This window comes from Telluria sp. ZB4P34, assembly GCF_059686055.1.
This window is the reverse complement of record NZ_JCASIF010000003.1, coordinates 371,629-386,931: the sequence shown is the minus strand read 5'-3', so window position 1 is coordinate 386,931 and position 15,303 is coordinate 371,629. Positions and strand designations below refer to the sequence as shown.

Here is a 15,303-nt window from a genome sequence, read left to right as displayed (position 1 = left end):
CCTTAGAACTTCAGACCGGCTTCACGCGCGGCTTCCGCCAGCGCCTTCACACGGCCGTGGTAACGGAAACCCGAGCGATCGAACGCGACTTCGGTGATTCCTGCTTTCAGTGCTTTTTCAGCGACGCGCTTGCCGACCAGGGCAGCGGCGGCGGCGTTACCGCCGGCGCCGGTCTTGCCAGCCAGTTCAGCACGCACTTCGGCTTCCAGCGTCGAGGCCGACACCAGCACCTTAGCGTCCGGGCTGATCAGGTTCGCATAGATGTGCAGGTTGGTGCGGTGAACCGACAGACGGTTCACGCCCAGCTGGGCGATCTTGATGCGGGTTTGACGTCCGCGACGCAGACGCGATTGTTTCTTGTCCATGTCAGCTCCGATTATTTCTTCTTGGTTTCTTTAAGCTTCACCACTTCGTCCGAATAACGGACACCCTTGCCCTTGTAAGGCTCAGGCGAGCGGTAAGCACGCACTTCTGCAGCCGTCTGGCCGACTTTCTGGCGATCGATACCCTTGATCACGATTTCGGTCGGGGTCGGGGTGGTTGCAGTGACGCCTTCCGGCATCGCGTGCAGCACCGGGTGCGAGAAGCCCAGCGACAGGTTCAGGGCGTTGCCCTGCACAGCTGCCTTGTAGCCCACGCCCACCAGGTTCAGCTTCTTCTCGAAGCCCTTGGTGACGCCGGTAACCATGTTGTTGACCAGGGCGCGCAGGGTGCCCGACATGGCGTTCGATTCACGCGAATCGTCCACTACGTCGAAAGTCAGCGTGCCGTTGTTGTTTTCCACTTTGACCAGGCCGTTCAGGGACTGGGTCAGGGTGCCGAGCGGGCCCTTGACGGTGATCGACGACGCGTTGATCGCGACATCGGTACCGGCCGGGACGGCGATTGGCATCTTAGCTACTCGAGACATGTCTACTCCTTAAGCCACGTAGCACAGCACTTCGCCACCGACGCCGGTAGCACGTGCTTTACGGTCGGTCATCACGCCTTGCGGGGTCGAGACGATCGCGACGCCCAGGCCGTTCATGACGGTCGGGATTTCGCTCTTGCCCTTGTAGACGCGCAGGCCAGGACGGGACACGCGCTCGATGCGCTCGATGACCGGACGGCCGGTGTAATACTTCAAACCGATTTTCAGTTCAGCCTTGCCACCTTCGGTGGTCACGGCGAAATCTTCAATGTAACCCTCGTCCTTCAGGACGTTGGCGATCGCAACCTTGACTTTCGACGACGGCATTGCGACCGAGGTTTTCTGGACAGTTTGTGCGTTGCGAATGCGGGTCAGCATATCGGCGATAGGATCGCTCATACTCATTGCATATTCTCCTATTACCAGCTGGCTTTGGTCATACCCGGGATTTCGCCTTTCATGGCGAATTCACGGACTTTGGTGCGGGCCAGACCGAATTTACGGAAGGTGCCACGTGGACGGCCGGTGATGGCGCAGCGGTTACGCTGGCGGGTCGGGGCCGAGTTGCGCGGCAGCGCCTGCAGTTTCAGGCGTGCTTCGTAACGTTCTTCTTCCGACTTCGACTGGTCGTTGATGATCGCTTTCAGAGCTGCACGCTTTGCGGCGAATTTCTCCACCAGGTCTGCACGCTTCTGTTCGCGGTTAATCAGTGCAAGTTTTGCCATTGCTCTTAGTTCCTGAACGGGAATTTGAAGGCGGCGAGCAGCGCTTTGGCTTCTTCGTCGGTCTTAGCGGTGGTGGTGATCGAGATGTTCATGCCACGCAGCGCATCGATCTTGTCGTAATCGATTTCCGGGAAGATGATCTGCTCTTTGACACCGATGTTGTAGTTGCCACGGCCGTCAAACGACTTGCCGTTCACGCCACGGAAGTCACGCACGCGCGGCAGGGCCACGGTGATGAAGCGGTCCAGGAATTCGTACATGCGGTTGCCGCGCAGGGTCACCATGGTGCCGATCGGGTAGCCTTCGCGGATCTTGAAACCTGCGATTGCCTTGCGAGCCTTGGTGACGACCGGCTTCTGGCCGGCGATCTTGGTCAGGTCGCCAGTGGCGTGCTCGATGATCTTCTTGTCGGCGACTGCTTCCGACAGACCCATGTTCAGGGTGATCTTGGTCAGGCGCGGGACTTCCATGATCGACTTGTAACCGAATTTCTCGGTCAGCTCGGCGACGACTTTGTCTTTGTAAATTTGTTGGAGACGGGCCATTTATCTTACCCCTTCACTACTTCGCCGTTCGACTTGAAGACGCGGACTTTTTTGCCGTCCTGGTCTTTGAAGCCAACGCGATCTGCCTTGCCGGTCGCAGCATTGAACAGCGCGACGTTCGACACGTGAATCGGCATAGTCTTGTCGACGATACCACCAGTAACACCGGTCATCGGGTTCGGCTTGGTCGCTTTCTTCGCGACGTTGACGCCTTCAACGATGACGTGTTCAGCGTCTACACGCTTCTGAACGACGCCACGCTTGCCCTTGTCCTTACCGGCCAGAACGATGACTTCGTCGTTTTTACGAATCTTATCCATGTCGACTCCTTACAGAACTTCAGGTGCCAGCGACACGATCTTCATGAACTTCTCGGTACGCAGCTCGCGCGTGACCGGTCCGAAGATACGGGTGCCGATCGGCTCCAGCTTGGCGTTCAGAAGGACAGCGGCATTGCCGTCGAACTTGACCAGGGAACCGTCCTGGCGGCGCACACCTTTAGCGGTACGCACAACCACGGCGTTGTAAATTTCGCCCTTCTTGACGCGACCACGCGGCGCAGCCACCTTGACGGTGACCTTGATGATGTCGCCAATGCTCGCATAACGGCGCTTCGAGCCGCCCAACACCTTGATGCACAGAACTTCCTTGGCACCGGTGTTGTCGGCTACTTCGAGCCGGCTTTCGGTTTGAATCATAGTATTTTCTTTCCCAACTTAAGCCGTAGAAAACCCCACGGAAACCGTGGGCCTGCGGTCAGTCTTGGTCCCGCCATGACGCCCCTGCTGGAGCCCCATGTTTGGGTGATGGACTTTCCATTCGTTACAGGCCGCAGAACCGCGGAGGCAAACTGCGGCAACACATGAACGAAGCCCGCTAGTATCACAGATACCAGCGGGCCACGCAAGACAATTTTTTAGGCTTTAGATGACCTGTGCTTGCTGCACAACACGGGTCACGGTCCAGGCCTTCGTCTTCGAGATCGGGCGACCTTCCGTGATCTCGACCGTGTCACCGGCCTTGACTTGGTTGGTCTCGTCGTGCGCGTGATACTTGTTCGAACGCACGATGATCTTGCCGTACAGCGGGTGCTTCACGTGACGCTCGATCAGGACGGTCACCGTCTTGTCCATCTTGTCGGACACGACCTTGCCGACCAGCGTACGCTTCAGCGCCGTTTTAGTGGTGTCGTTCATTTGGCTTCCTTCGAGTTCATCACAGTCTTCACACGCGCGATGTCGCGACGTACTTTCTTGAGCTGCGCGGTGTTGCCCAGCTGCTGGGTAGCGATTTGCATGCGCAGGCCGAACTGGGCCTTCAGCAGCTCATTCAGCTCCTTTTGCAGCGCTTCCTGGTCCTTGCCGCGGAGTTCCGATGCTTTCATATTCAACTCCTGTTATTGGCCGACTTGACGGACCACGAAGGTGGTCGCCAGCGGCAGTTTGGCAGCGGCCAGGCGGAACGCTTCGCGCGCCAGTTCTTCAGCGACGCCGTCCATCTCGTACAGGACTTTGCCTGGCTGGATTTCAGCGACGTAGTACTCCGGATTGCCCTTACCGTTACCCATACGGACTTCAGCCGGCTTGTTCGAGATCGGCTTGTCCGGGAAGATACGGATCCAGATGCGGCCGCCACGCTTGATGTGACGGGTCATGGCGCGACGCGCCGCTTCGATCTGGCGTGCGGTGATACGGCCACGGGCAACTGCCTTCAGGCCGAACTCGCCGAACGAGACCGCGGTGCCGCGGGTGTGCGAAATGCCGGTGTTACGGCCTTTCTGCTCTTTACGATACTTCCTGCGCGATGGTTGCAGCATGCTTATTCTCCTGCTTTCTCAGCTGGCGCAGCGGCGGCCGGAGCGGCAGGCTTCACAGCCGGACGTGCACGGACGGTTGGTGCTGCAGTGCCAGGACGGCCGGCGCCAGCCGGACGTGGGCCGCGCGACGGCTTGCCGTCGTCGCGACGCGGGCCGCGTGGCTTCTTCTCATCAGGCGGGGTGTCGATGACTGGAGCTTCGCCGGTGACCGAACGGTCGCCCTTGTAGACCCAGACCTTGACGCCGATGATGCCGTAGGTGGTCGATGCTTCGCTGGTGCCGTAGTCGATATCGGCGCGCAGGGTGTGCAGAGGCACACGGCCTTCGCGGTACCACTCGGTACGTGCGATTTCGATGCCGTTCAGGCGGCCCGACGACATGATCTTGATGCCGACAGCGCCCAGGCGCATGGCGTTCTGCATCGCACGCTTCATGGCGCGACGGAACATGATGCGCTTTTCGAGCTGCTGCGAGATCGAGTCGGCGATCAGCTGCGAATCGATTTCCGGCTTGCGGATCTCTTCGATATTGACGTGCACAGGCACGCCCATGATCTTCGCCAGCGAAGTCTTCAGCACTTCGATGTCTTCGCCTTTCTTGCCGATCACGACGCCCGGACGCGACGAGTAGATCGTGAAGCGTGCGTTCTTGGCAGGACGCTCGATGACGATACGGCCGACCGAAGCGTTCTTCAGCTTCTTTTTCAGGAAAGCGCGTGCTTCCAGGTCTTCCTTCAGCATGTCGGCGAAGTTGCCGTTGCCAGCGTACCAGCGCGACGCCCAGTTACGGGTAACCGCCAGGCGGAAGCCGGTTGGGTGGATTTTCTGACCCATCTGTGACCCCTTAGTTACCGACAGTCACGAAGATGTGACAGGATTGTTTCGAAATGCGATCACCGCGGCCTTTGGCGCGAGCCGTAAAGCGCTTCAGGATCGGGCCCTTTTCGACGTAGATCTGCACGACCTTCAGTTCGTCGATGTCGGCGCCATCGTTGTGTTCCGCGTTGGCGATTGCCGACTCGAGAACCTTCTTGATGATGGTTGCGCCTTTCTTCGGGCTGAACTGCAGAATGTTGAGTGCTGCGTCAACTTTCTTGCCGCGGATCAGGTCCGCAACCAGGCGGCCCTTTTGTTCCGACAGGCGCACGCCTTTGAGGATTGCTTTAGTTTCCATTATCGTTTCGCCTTCTTGTCAGCAGCGTGGCCCTTGAACGTACGGGTCAGCGCGAATTCGCCGAGCTTGTGGCCGACCATGTTCTCCGACACGTACACCGGCACGTGGACCTTGCCGTTGTGCACGGCGATGGTCAGACCGATGAAGTCAGGAGAGATCGTCGAGCGGCGCGACCAGGTTTTGACTGGCTTTTTGTCTTTGGTCGCTTGCGCGGCTTCGACTTTTTTCACCAGGTGGGCGTCAATGAACGGCCCTTTTTTCAATGAACGAGTCATGTGTTATCCCTTATTTCTTGCCGCGGCGCGAGACGATCATCGACGAAGTGCGCTTGTTCGAGCGCGTCTTCTTGCCCTTGGTCTGCTGGCCCCATGGCGACACCGGATGGCGACCTGCCGCCGTCTTGCCTTCACCACCACCGTGCGGGTGGTCGACCGGGTTCATGACGACACCGCGGACGGTCGGGCGGACACCGCGCCAACGCATCGCACCAGCTTTACCGATCTTGCGCAGGCTGTGTTCGGCATTGCCGACTTCACCCACGGTTGCACGGCACTCGATGTGCACGCGGCGGACTTCACCCGAGCGCAGGCGAACCTGGGCGTAGGTGCCTTCGCGGGCCATCAGGACGACAGCGGCGCCGGCGGTGCGGGCCATCTGTGCGCCTTTGCCAGGCAGCATTTCGATGCAGTGCATCACGGTACCAACCGGGATGTTGCGGATCGGCAGGCAGTTACCGGCCTTGATCGGTGCTTCCGAACCGTTCATCAGGGTATCGCCGACAGCGACGCCCTTCGGAGCGATGATGTACGCACGGGCGCCGTCCGCGTAGCACAGCAGAGCGATGTGCGCGGTACGGTTCGGGTCGTATTCGATACGCTCGACCTTGGCAGGGATACCATCCTTCTGGCGCTTGAAGTCGACCAGACGATAGTGCTGCTTGTGGCCACCGCCGATGTGGCGGGTGGTGATGTGACCGTTGTTGTTACGGCCAGCAGTCTTCGATTTCTTCTCAACCAGGGCTGCGAGCGGACGGCCTTTGTACAGGCCTTCGGTCACAACCTTCACCATGCCGCGACGGCCTGGGGAGGTTGGCTTCATCTTAACGAGTGCCATTATTTAGCCTCCTCGACAAAATTGATTTCCTGGCCCGGCTTGAGGGCCACGAAAGCGCGCTTGGTGTGGTTGCGGCGACCGGTGAAACGGCCCGAACGCTTGACCTTGCCTTCGCGGTTAACGGTTTGCACCGATTCCACTTCGACCTTGAACAGCAGTTCGACGGCGGCCTTGATTTCCGGCTTGGTCGCGTCCGGCAGAACCTTGAACACGATCTGTTCGTTCTTTTCAGCGACGAAGGTCGCCTTTTCGGAAATGACCGGAGCCAGCAGCACCTTCATCAGGCGCTCTTCGCTGAATTTGATTGCGGCGCTCATGCGTACATCTCCTCGATCTTGGCCAGGGCTGCTTTGGTGACCAGGACTTTTTTGTAGAACACCAGCGACATCGGGTCGGCTGCCTTCGGCTCGACGACGAGCACGTGCGGCAGGTTGCGCGACGCCAGTTCCAGGTTCTCTTCGATGGTGTCGGTGATCACCAGGACCGATTCCAGGCCCATGCCTTGCAGCTTCTGCTGCAGCAGCTTGGTCTTCGGCGCTTCGATCGACAGGTTCTCGATGACGACCAGACGGCCTTCGCGGGCCAGCTGCGAGAAGATCGAGCAGATACCTGCACGGAACATCTTCTTGTTCACTTTGTGGGTGAAGTTCTCGTCAGGCGAGTTCGGGAAGATGCGACCACCGCCGCGCCACAGAGGCGACGACGACATACCGGCACGAGCGCGGCCGGTGCCCTTCTGGCGCCATGGCTTCTTCGTGGTGTGGCTGACTTCTTCACGATCCTTCTGCTTGCGGTTGCCGCTGCGCGCGTTGGCGGCGTAGGCGACCACGATCTGGTGGATCAGGGCTTCATTGTATTCGCGGCCGAACACGGTGTCGGCAGCTGCAACGCCGGCGCCAGCTTGACCTTGCTCATTCAGGAGCTGGAGTTCCATACTTAGGCTCCTTTCTTGGCTTTGGTTTTGACAGCCGGCTTGACGATCACTTGGCCGTTCTTGGCGCCGGGAACGGCACCCTTCACGAGCAGCAGTTGACGGTCAGCGTCGATGCGGGCGATTTCCAGGTTCTGGGTGGTGACGGTAACGTCGCCCATGTGACCGGTCATGCGCTTGCCTGGGAACACGCGGCCCGGATCCTGCGCCATACCGATGGAGCCAGGAACGTTGTGCGAACGCGAGTTACCGTGGGTCTGACGACCCGAGGCGAAGTTGTGACGCTTGATGGTACCGGCGTAGCCCTTACCGATCGAGGTGCCTTGCACGTCGATTTTCTGGCCCACTTCGAACATCGAAGCATTGATGGTGTCGCCGGCTTTGAGTTCAGCGGCTTTAGCGGAATCGATGAGGAATTCACGCAGCATCGTACCGGCTTCGACGCCAGCTTTGGCGAAGTGACCGGCAGCGGCCTTGTTCACGCGCGAGGCGCGACGTTGACCGAAGACGACTTGCACAGCAGTGTAGCCGTCAGTTTCAGGGGTTTTGACTTGCGCAACACGGTTGTTGGACACGTCCAGCACGGTGACAGGGATCGAATCGCCGTCATCCGTAAAGATACGCATCATGCCAACCTTGCGACCGAGGAGGCCCAGGCTCATTTTTTCTCCATTCCCACCTACGATTGGGCGGGGCTAATTAAACTACCAGGAAAAGGTACAGGCGAAAAAGAGATACCCGTACCGAAGCCGGCTAGTATAGCGCGCAAAAAGGCTTGACGCAACAAGAGAATCAGGGGTATGTCGACCCTGTTGCGTATTCGCAGTAGCTGGAGAAGATGAGGAATCTGACCTGCTGGTCAGCACAGAAAACACGGCGAACCGTCTTTTCTCTGCAGGCTCTGGGCCTGCGATCTGGAAGTCTGGTGGGCGGTGCAGGATTCGAACCTGCGACCCCTTGGATGTCGACCAAGTATTCTAACCAGCTGAACTAACCGCCCGGGGAGCCGCATTATACGTGCGGGTCCGCGGTTTTTGCAATAGCTGTGTTGATCAATCGTGCAAGTCCTGTTTTCTACAGGCGGCGCGTGCCCGGAACGTCACGCGTCGGCCCCTGGCGCATGGACGTGTCGAGAGGGGGGCAATGTGAAATGTGAGCGTGTACAATCGAATAATTCACGCCTCATCGGCGCCCGCTCAACCCGACCACGCAAGGAGTTCATATGGCAATCAGTCTGCAGAAAGGCGGCAACGTCAACCTGAGCAAGGAAGCACCCGGCCTGACCAAGGTCATCATCGGCCTGGGCTGGGACCCGCGCTCCACCGACGGCGCCGCCTTCGACCTCGACGGCAGCGCCTTCCTGCTCAAGGCCGACGCCAAGGTGCGGGGCGACAGCGACTTCATCTTCTATAACAACCTGAAGTCGAGCGACGGCTCGGTGGAGCATGCCGGCGACAACACCACCGGCCAGGGCGCCGGCGACGACGAGAAGATCGCCGTCGACCTGTCGCGTGTGCCGAGCGACATCGACAAGGTCTCGTTCTGCGTCACCATCCACGACGCCGACGCGCGCCGCCAGAATTTCGGCATGGTCGCCAAGGCCTACATCCGCTGCCTGAACGCGAATGGCGAAGCCGAGATCGCGCGCTACGACCTGTCCGAAGACAGCTCGACGGAAACCGCGATGATTTTCGGCGAACTGTACCGCCATGGCGGCGAATGGAAGTTCCGCGCCGTCGGCCAGGGCTTCAAGGGCGGCCTCGGCCCGCTCGCCCGTTCGTTCGGCGTCAACGTCTGAACGATCAGCGCTTCACGCGCCCGCTTCGCTGCGGGCGCCTGTCCACCCCGTCCTGAAAGATTTCATGCGCGTCTGGTACAACAGGACGTTCTCGTCCGTCTACGCAGCCATCAAGCTGATCCGCGAAGCCGACACCGCCGGCCGTTTCACCATCATCCACAGCAATGCCAACCGCCATACGCCGGCGGCGCGCCTGGCCCACGAATTCCACGCCGAACCCACCGGCCTGGAACCGAGCGCCTACGTCGACTGGTGCCTGGCGTTCTGCCGCGAGCAGCGCATCGACATCTTCGTGCCGGGCCGCGAAGCCACCACCCTGGCCGCCCACCATGGGCGCTTCCTGGAGATCGGCACCCGCGTCCTGAGCGCGGCCTCCCCTTCGAAGCTGCAGCTCATGCACGACAAGGCAGGCTTCTATGCGGAGACGATGCTGGAGCAGGCGCCGGTGGCCGAGTTCCGCCGCTTCGAGAACCTCGCGCAGTTCGATGCCGCCTGGGCCGAGCTGCGCCCGCGCCATGCGAAGCTGTGCATCAAGCCTTCGCGCGGCATCTACGGCATCGGCTTCGCCATCGTCGACGAGGCGCGCAGCAGCGCAGCCCTGCTGATGGCAGGCGTCGAGTACCACATCGGCTACCAGGACCTGCGCCGCGGCCTGGCCGAGCTGGGTGAGTTCCGCACCATGCTGCTGATGGAATTCCTCGATGGAAGCGAGTACAGCGTCGACTGCGTCGGCGACCATGGCCGCCTGGTGGTCGCGGTGGCGCGCCGCAAGCTGTCGCAGAGCGGCAGCGGCCAGCTGATCGACATGCGGCCCGAGATCATCGAGGCGACCAGGAAGCTGGCCGCCGACTATGGCCTGAACGGCGTCTTCAACGTGCAGTTCCGCGAAGCCGCAAGGGAGGGGACAATGCGGCCCCGCCTGCTGGAGATCAATCCGCGCATGTCCGGCGGCATCGGCATGGCCTGCGCGGCCGGGCCGAACCTGCCCTGGATCGCGCTGAAGGGCTTTGCCGACGGCTTCGACACGGTCGAGGTGGCCGAGGTACGCAATGGCATGCGCGTGATCGAGGTGGCCGCAGCGATGGAGCTGGCATGAACGCGAAGTCGGACCTGGCTTTGCTGGCCCGGCGCAGCGTGGCCTTGCCAACCGGGACGCTCGACGTCACGCTGGCGGACGGCGCGGACGAGTTCGAAGACCTGCTCGGTTTTGCCGCCCGCGCCAACGCCAAGCGCGGCTTTCTCTTTCTGAGCAAGGTGCTGGGCAAGCACTGGCCGGTGAAACCCTCCGGCATGATCGCCGTTCACGACCGTCTCGCGGCCACCGTGCCGGCGGTCGAGGGTCCCGTGGTGTTCATCGCCATGGCCGAAACCGCCATCGGCCTGGGCCAGGGCGTGTTCGAAGCCTGGCTGCGCACGCATCCCGGACTGGACGCGCTGTTCATCCACACCACGCGCTACCGCAGCGGCACGGGAGAGCTGATCGAGTTCGAGGAAGCGCACAGCCACGCGCCGCGCCAGTTCCTGCACATGCCGGAAGACCCGGCGCTGCGCCAGCTGCTGCTGACCGCCTCCACCTTGGTGCTGGTGGATGACGAAGCCAGCACCGGCAATACCTTCCTCAACCTGCTCGATGCCTGCCGCCGCCTCAATCCCGGGATCGCGCGCGTGCACCTGGCGACGATCACCAACTTCATGGGGCGCGATGCGACGGCCGGCCTGTCGGCACGCTTCGGCCTGCCGGTGACGATGGGGGCGCTGCTCAGCGGCGAATACCGCTTCACGCCGGGCGACTACGTCGCGCCCGACACTGCCGCCCAGCGCTTCGATCCGGAGGCGGACCGCGGCGCCAGCACGCGCTTCGGCCGCCTCGGCCTGCGCGCGGCCCTGCGCGCGCCGGAGCACCTGGCGCTGCGCCTGGCGAGCGAATTCGCCCCTGGCGCCAGGGTGGCGGTGCTGGGCACCGGAGAGTTCATGCACGCCGCCACCCTGCTCGGCGCGGCCTTGGAGCGGCGCGGCGTGAACGTCGTGGTCCAGTCCACCACGCGCTCGCCGATCCTGGCCTGGGGCGCCGTCGCGCATGCATTGACCTTCCCCGACAACTACGGCGAAGGCATCGCCAATTTCATCTATAACATCGCGCCGGGCCAGTACGACCACGTGCTTGTCTGCCACGAGACCGCACCGAACCCCGCCCTGCGCGAGCTTGCCGGGCAGCTCGATGCGCGCCTTTTCCACTTCCTGTCCGAGGCTGACGTTGAAGAAGTTCCTGTTCGCTGACCTGGACGACACGCTGTTCCAGACCTTCGAGAAATGCGGCCCGCTCAATGGCGCGGACGCGCTCGAGCCGGCCGCCTACTACAAGGACGGCAGCATCTGCTCGTACACCACCCGCGCCCAGCGCGCTTTCCTGAGTTTCGTGCAGGATGGGATGACGGTGATCCCGACCACCGCGCGCGACCACGATGGCCTGCGCCGCGTGCACCTGCCTTTCGAGAGCTATGCGGTCATCAACTACGGCGGGGTGGTGCTGCTCCCCGGCCGCGGCGCCGACCTGCCCTGGCTGGAAAGCATGCGCGGCGCCATGCACGCGGCCCTGCCCGGCCTGCAGGAGCTGGCGCGCCACATCGACGACTACGCGCAGCGTACCGGCTTCGGCGGACGCGCGCGCATGATCGAGGATTTCGCCACGCCCTTCTTCCTGGTCGTGAAGGATCCGGACAAGCGCCACGAGCGCCTCGCGCCGATAGAACATGAGGTAGTGCGGCCCTGGATCGCGGCCGGCCACCCGGACTACCTCGTGCACCGCAACGGCAATAACCTGGCGATCCTGCCGAAGGCGCTCGACAAGGCGAACGCCGTGGCCCACGTGAGCGCCCTGCTCCGCGCCGAGTACGGCGACATCGTCACCTTCGGCATGGGCGACAGCCGCTCGGACGCGCGCTTCATGGCCGCCTGCGACTACGCCATCGTGCCGCGCGCCACCCAGCTGGCGCGCATGACCGTGGAGGCGCTGTGAGCTTCCCGGGCAGCTACCGCGCCGGCGAAGTGGACTTCCTGCTGACGCGCTTGCCCGCGCAGGCATTCACCAGCGTGCTCGAGAAGGAACGCCTGATCCAGTCGGGCCAGCGCCACTACAGCCAGATGCTGTCGCCCGAAGCGCCGCCCTCGCCCCGCTACATGGCCGTGTTCGAGGACGCCTGCCGCGCCAACAACGCGCGCATGGCGGCCGACTGCCTGCGCCTGGCAGGCCTGATCGACGCGCGGCGCGGCGGCGCCGTCACCGTGGTCTCGCTGGCGCGCGCCGGCACGCCGGTCGGCGTGGTGGTGGCGCGCCTGCTGCGCGAGGTGTTCGGGCGCGAGGCGACTCACTATTCGGTGTCGATCGTGCGCGACCGCGGCATCGACCGCGCGGCCCTGCGCCACATCCTGGCGCAGGGCCATGCGCCGGAATCGATCGTGTTCGTGGACGGCTGGACCGGCAAGGGCGTGATCGCGCGCGAGCTGGCGCTGTCGGTGTCCGCCTTCAATGCGGCGCACGCGGCCGGCATCGACAGCGGCCTGTACGTGCTGTCGGACCTGGCCGGAGCAAGCGCCTGTGCGGCCTCCGGCAGCGACTACCTGATCCCGTCGAGCATCCTGAACGCGACCGTGTCGGGGCTGGTGAGCCGCACGGTGCTGGACGAGCGCATCGGGCCGGACGACTTCCATGGCTGCGTGTACTACAGCGAATTCGCTCCCCACGACCAGTCGCAGCGCTTCGTCGACGCGCTGGTGGCGCTGGCCCTGGCCCAGGCCCGCGGGCGCCTGCCGGATGCCGCGCCGCTCGACGCGCGGGCGGCCGCCGGGCGTTCGCGCGACTACCTGGACGGCGCCATGGCGCGCTACGGCATCGACGATGTGAACCTCATCAAGCCGGGCATCGGCGAGGCCACCCGTGTGCTGCTGCGCCGCGTGCCGCGCCTGCTGGTGCTGCGCCAGCCGGGCGCCGCCGATGTGAAGCACCTCGAAGTGCTGGCGGAAGAAAAACAGGTGCCGGTCGCGATCGACCCGGCCCTGCCTTATCATGCAGTATCCCTGATCAGGAGTGCAACGGATGGCTAGTGTGGCAAACAAGACCTTGGGCGCGTCGCTGTACGTGCCGGCCAATCACAAGGACCTGGCGGCAATCGCAAACGGCGACAAGCTGCCGCAGGCGCGCTCGCTCATCTTCTGCCTCGAAGACGCCATCGCCGACCGCGAGCTGAGCTGGTCGCTGTTCAACCTGTCGGTGGTGCTGGCCAACATGCGGGCCGACGTCACGGCCGAGCGTTTCGTCCGCGTGCGCAATCCGGACGTGATGGCGCGGGTGCTGGCCATGCCGGGCGCCGAGAAGCTGAGCGGCTTCGTGCTGCCGAAGATCACGCGGCACAACTTCGAGACCTATTTCCGGCTGGTGCGCGACACCTGCCACGTCCTGATGCCCACCCTGGAAACGGCGGACGTGTTCAGCGACAGCGAGATGCAGCAGCTGCGCGCCGTGTTCGACGCCCCGGGCGTGCGCCAGCGCATCCTGTGCCTGCGCATCGGCGGCAACGACCTGCTCGCCCTGCTTGGCCTGCGCCGGCCGCGCGGCATGACGATCTACCGGACCCCGCTGGGGCCCGTCATCGCGCGCCTGGTGACCACCTTCCGTCCCTGGGGCTTCGCGCTCACGGCGCCGGTGTTCGAATACCTCGACCTGCCGGAACTGCTCGACCAGGAAGTGCTGGAAGACCTGGCCTACGGCATGGTCGGCAAGACGGCGATCCATCCGAGCCAGATCGGCCCGATCGAACGGCACTACCGGGTGCGCCCGCAAGACCTGGCGGTGGCGCACGCCATTCTCGACGAGGCGAGTCCTGCGGTATTCCGCATGGACGACGCGATGTGCGAAGTGGCGACCCACCGCGCCTGGGCCGAGCGGCTGGTGGAACAGTCGCAGCGTTTCGGCCCCCATTCGATGGAAGGAGAACCCTCATGAACCTGTTTTCGCGTGGCCAGAAGGGCAAGCTGGCCGACCTCGGCGCCGGCAATGCCTTCACCGTCGAAGTCGACATCGGCGCGCCCGGCCTGTCGGTCGACGTGTCCTGCTTCGGCCTGGATGCGGCGGACCGCCTGTCGGACGAGCGCTACATGGTGTTCTACAACCAGCTGGCCAGCCCCGAGGGCGCGGTGCGGCTGGAGCTGGCGGGCTCGCTGTCCCGCTTCGCCGTCGACCTCGAGCGCCTGCCTGCGGGCATTGCGAAGCTGGTGTTCGTGGCCGCGATCGACGGCGTGCAGTCCATGCGCGCGCTCGGCGCCTGTTCCCTGAGCATCGGCAGTGCCTTGCGCTTCCCGTGGTCAGGCGCCGACTTCGGCGACGAGAAGGCGGTCATCGTGGCGGAGCTGTACCGGCGCGACGGATCGTGGCGCTTCGGTGCGGTCGGCCAGGGCTTCAACGGCGGACTGTCGGCGCTGCTGGCGCATTTCGGCGGCACCGAGGCGAAACCGGCCGCGCCCGGCCCTGCTTCTCCCCCTGCCCCGGCTGCCCCGCCCGCGCAGCCCAGGGTTTCGCTGTCGAAGGTCACGCTGGAAAAGCGCGGCGACAAGGTCTCGCTCGACAAGCGCGCCGGCCGCGGCTTCGGGCGCATCCATGTCAACCTGAACTGGAACCAGTCGGCCATCACGGCGCCGCCGCAGCCCGCGAAGACGGGCTTCTTCGACAAGCTGATCGGCGGCGCAGGCGGTGGCATCGGCGCCGGCCGCAAGGGCCGCGGCGGCATCGACCTCGACCTCGGCTGCATGTACGAGCTGGCCGACGGCCGGCGCGGGCTGGTGCAGGCGCTCGGCAACGCCTGGGGCGACTTCGAGCGCGAACCCTTCATCCGGCTCGACGCCGACGACCGTACCGGGGCCGTGGCCGGCGGCGAGAACCTGTATATCAACGGCGAGCGCTTCGACGCGATCCGGCGCGCACTGATCTTTTCCTTCATCTACGAAGGCGTGCCCAACTGGGCGGCGACGGACGGCGCGGTGACCATCGCCGCGCCCGACCAGACGCCAATCGAAGTCAGGCTGGACGGCGGCGGCAACCAGATGATGTGCGCCATTGCCCTGATCGAGAACCGCGGCGGCAGCCTGCAGGTCACCAAGCTGGCTGAATACTTCCAGCAGATGGGCGGCACCAGCGCGCACGAGCTGATGGACCGCCACTTCGGTTTCGGCCTGCGCTGGAAGACCGGGTCGAAGGGCTGAGCCTTGTCTCTATCGGTACCCCCACACCAACACCATTGGT

At 63.4% G+C, this 15,303-nt stretch carries 24 protein-coding genes and 1 tRNA gene; 7 read left to right on the top strand and 18 right to left on the bottom strand.

What is annotated here, in order from left to right; translation table 11 throughout:
- Positions 1 to 2 precede the first annotated feature (2 nt).
- The 18 genes from rplR to AC56KL_RS08560 form a co-directional block, all read right to left on the bottom strand.
- Entirely contained in the window at positions 3 to 365 is a 363-nt protein-coding gene (gene rplR / locus AC56KL_RS08645) for a 50S ribosomal protein L18 (protein WP_005663438.1), read from the bottom strand.
- Positions 366 to 376: 11 nt separating this feature from the next.
- Positions 377 to 910: a 50S ribosomal protein L6 gene (rplF, locus tag AC56KL_RS08640; protein WP_497179736.1), complete on the bottom strand. Its 534-nt coding sequence runs from the start codon at positions 908 to 910 to the stop codon at positions 377 to 379.
- Between the two features lie 9 nt (positions 911 to 919).
- Complete coding sequence (rpsH, locus tag AC56KL_RS08635; RefSeq protein ID WP_497179735.1) at positions 920 to 1,315, bottom strand: 30S ribosomal protein S8; 396 nt, start codon at positions 1,313 to 1,315, stop codon at positions 920 to 922.
- Positions 1,316 to 1,329: 14 nt separating this feature from the next.
- A complete protein-coding gene (rpsN, locus tag AC56KL_RS08630) occupies positions 1,330 to 1,635 on the bottom strand; it encodes a 30S ribosomal protein S14 (RefSeq protein ID WP_436107908.1) in 306 nt (101 codons plus the stop codon).
- A 5-nt stretch (positions 1,636 to 1,640) separates the two neighbouring features.
- Positions 1,641 to 2,180, bottom strand: coding sequence for a 50S ribosomal protein L5 (gene rplE, locus AC56KL_RS08625; protein ID WP_224946781.1), 540 nt, complete (start codon positions 2,178 to 2,180; stop codon positions 1,641 to 1,643).
- A 5-nt stretch (positions 2,181 to 2,185) separates the two neighbouring features.
- Positions 2,186 to 2,500: a 50S ribosomal protein L24 gene (gene rplX, locus AC56KL_RS08620; RefSeq protein WP_027867252.1), complete on the bottom strand. Its 315-nt coding sequence runs from the start codon at positions 2,498 to 2,500 to the stop codon at positions 2,186 to 2,188.
- Positions 2,501 to 2,509: 9 nt separating this feature from the next.
- Positions 2,510 to 2,878: a 50S ribosomal protein L14 gene (gene rplN, locus AC56KL_RS08615; RefSeq protein WP_005663451.1), complete on the bottom strand. Its 369-nt coding sequence runs from the start codon at positions 2,876 to 2,878 to the stop codon at positions 2,510 to 2,512.
- Positions 2,879 to 3,103: 225 nt separating this feature from the next.
- Positions 3,104 to 3,376, bottom strand: coding sequence for a 30S ribosomal protein S17 (gene rpsQ, locus AC56KL_RS08610; protein WP_036246286.1), 273 nt, complete (start codon positions 3,374 to 3,376; stop codon positions 3,104 to 3,106).
- Positions 3,373 to 3,564, bottom strand: coding sequence for a 50S ribosomal protein L29 (gene rpmC / locus AC56KL_RS08605; protein ID WP_027867254.1), 192 nt, complete (start codon positions 3,562 to 3,564; stop codon positions 3,373 to 3,375). Before rpmC ends, rpsQ begins: the two co-directional genes overlap by 4 nt.
- 12 nt (positions 3,565 to 3,576) lie before the next feature.
- Complete coding sequence (gene rplP / locus AC56KL_RS08600; RefSeq protein WP_005663456.1) at positions 3,577 to 3,996, bottom strand: 50S ribosomal protein L16; 420 nt, start codon at positions 3,994 to 3,996, stop codon at positions 3,577 to 3,579.
- 2 nt (positions 3,997 to 3,998) lie between these two features.
- The gene (gene rpsC / locus AC56KL_RS08595) at positions 3,999 to 4,829 is read right to left on the bottom strand and encodes a 30S ribosomal protein S3 (protein ID WP_497179734.1); all 831 of its coding nucleotides are present in this window, start codon (positions 4,827 to 4,829) and stop codon (positions 3,999 to 4,001) included.
- Between the two features lie 10 nt (positions 4,830 to 4,839).
- Positions 4,840 to 5,172 (bottom strand): 50S ribosomal protein L22, encoded by a 333-nt coding sequence (gene rplV / locus AC56KL_RS08590; protein ID WP_179966292.1) that lies wholly within the window; start codon positions 5,170 to 5,172, stop codon positions 4,840 to 4,842.
- Entirely contained in the window at positions 5,169 to 5,444 is a 276-nt protein-coding gene (gene rpsS / locus AC56KL_RS08585; protein ID WP_137172337.1) for a 30S ribosomal protein S19, read from the bottom strand. The genes rplV and rpsS overlap by 4 nt, the downstream gene beginning before the upstream one ends.
- A 10-nt stretch (positions 5,445 to 5,454) precedes the next feature.
- On the bottom strand, positions 5,455 to 6,282 hold the full coding sequence (gene rplB / locus AC56KL_RS08580) for a 50S ribosomal protein L2 (RefSeq protein ID WP_497179733.1): 828 nt from the start codon (positions 6,280 to 6,282) through the stop codon (positions 5,455 to 5,457).
- Positions 6,282 to 6,599: a 50S ribosomal protein L23 gene (gene rplW / locus AC56KL_RS08575; protein WP_296315993.1), complete on the bottom strand. Its 318-nt coding sequence runs from the start codon at positions 6,597 to 6,599 to the stop codon at positions 6,282 to 6,284. The genes rplB and rplW overlap by 1 nt, the downstream gene beginning before the upstream one ends.
- Positions 6,596 to 7,216 (bottom strand): 50S ribosomal protein L4, encoded by a 621-nt coding sequence (rplD, locus tag AC56KL_RS08570; protein WP_497179732.1) that lies wholly within the window; start codon positions 7,214 to 7,216, stop codon positions 6,596 to 6,598. The genes rplW and rplD overlap by 4 nt, the downstream gene beginning before the upstream one ends.
- A 2-nt stretch (positions 7,217 to 7,218) precedes the next feature.
- Positions 7,219 to 7,875, bottom strand: coding sequence for a 50S ribosomal protein L3 (gene rplC / locus AC56KL_RS08565; protein WP_497179731.1), 657 nt, complete (start codon positions 7,873 to 7,875; stop codon positions 7,219 to 7,221).
- Between the two features lie 261 nt (positions 7,876 to 8,136).
- Positions 8,137 to 8,213: transfer RNA gene (locus AC56KL_RS08560), tRNA-Val, on the bottom strand.
- Between the two features lie 222 nt (positions 8,214 to 8,435).
- On the opposite strand from AC56KL_RS08560, the gene AC56KL_RS08555 reads away from it, so the two are divergent.
- The 7 genes from AC56KL_RS08555 (at position 8,436) to AC56KL_RS08525 (ending at position 15,263) form a co-directional block, all read left to right on the top strand.
- Entirely contained in the window at positions 8,436 to 9,011 is a 576-nt protein-coding gene (locus AC56KL_RS08555) for a TerD family protein (RefSeq protein WP_497179730.1), read from the top strand.
- Between the two features lie 64 nt (positions 9,012 to 9,075).
- Positions 9,076 to 10,107 (top strand): ATP-grasp domain-containing protein, encoded by a 1,032-nt coding sequence (locus AC56KL_RS08550; RefSeq protein ID WP_497179729.1) that lies wholly within the window; start codon positions 9,076 to 9,078, stop codon positions 10,105 to 10,107.
- On the top strand, positions 10,104 to 11,288 hold the full coding sequence (locus tag AC56KL_RS08545) for a phosphoribosyltransferase domain-containing protein (RefSeq protein WP_497179728.1): 1,185 nt from the start codon (positions 10,104 to 10,106) through the stop codon (positions 11,286 to 11,288). Before AC56KL_RS08550 ends, AC56KL_RS08545 begins: the two co-directional genes overlap by 4 nt.
- On the top strand, positions 11,266 to 12,027 hold the full coding sequence (locus AC56KL_RS08540) for a hypothetical protein (protein ID WP_497179727.1): 762 nt from the start codon (positions 11,266 to 11,268) through the stop codon (positions 12,025 to 12,027). Before AC56KL_RS08545 ends, AC56KL_RS08540 begins: the two co-directional genes overlap by 23 nt.
- Complete coding sequence (locus AC56KL_RS08535; protein WP_497179726.1) at positions 12,024 to 13,112, top strand: cysteine protease StiP family protein; 1,089 nt, start codon at positions 12,024 to 12,026, stop codon at positions 13,110 to 13,112. Before AC56KL_RS08540 ends, AC56KL_RS08535 begins: the two co-directional genes overlap by 4 nt.
- A complete protein-coding gene (locus AC56KL_RS08530; RefSeq protein WP_497179725.1) occupies positions 13,105 to 14,010 on the top strand; it encodes an HpcH/HpaI aldolase/citrate lyase family protein in 906 nt (301 codons plus the stop codon). Before AC56KL_RS08535 ends, AC56KL_RS08530 begins: the two co-directional genes overlap by 8 nt.
- Positions 14,007 to 15,263 (top strand): TerD family protein, encoded by a 1,257-nt coding sequence (locus AC56KL_RS08525; RefSeq protein ID WP_497179724.1) that lies wholly within the window; start codon positions 14,007 to 14,009, stop codon positions 15,261 to 15,263. Before AC56KL_RS08530 ends, AC56KL_RS08525 begins: the two co-directional genes overlap by 4 nt.
- The last annotated feature ends 40 nt before the right edge of the window (positions 15,264 to 15,303 follow it).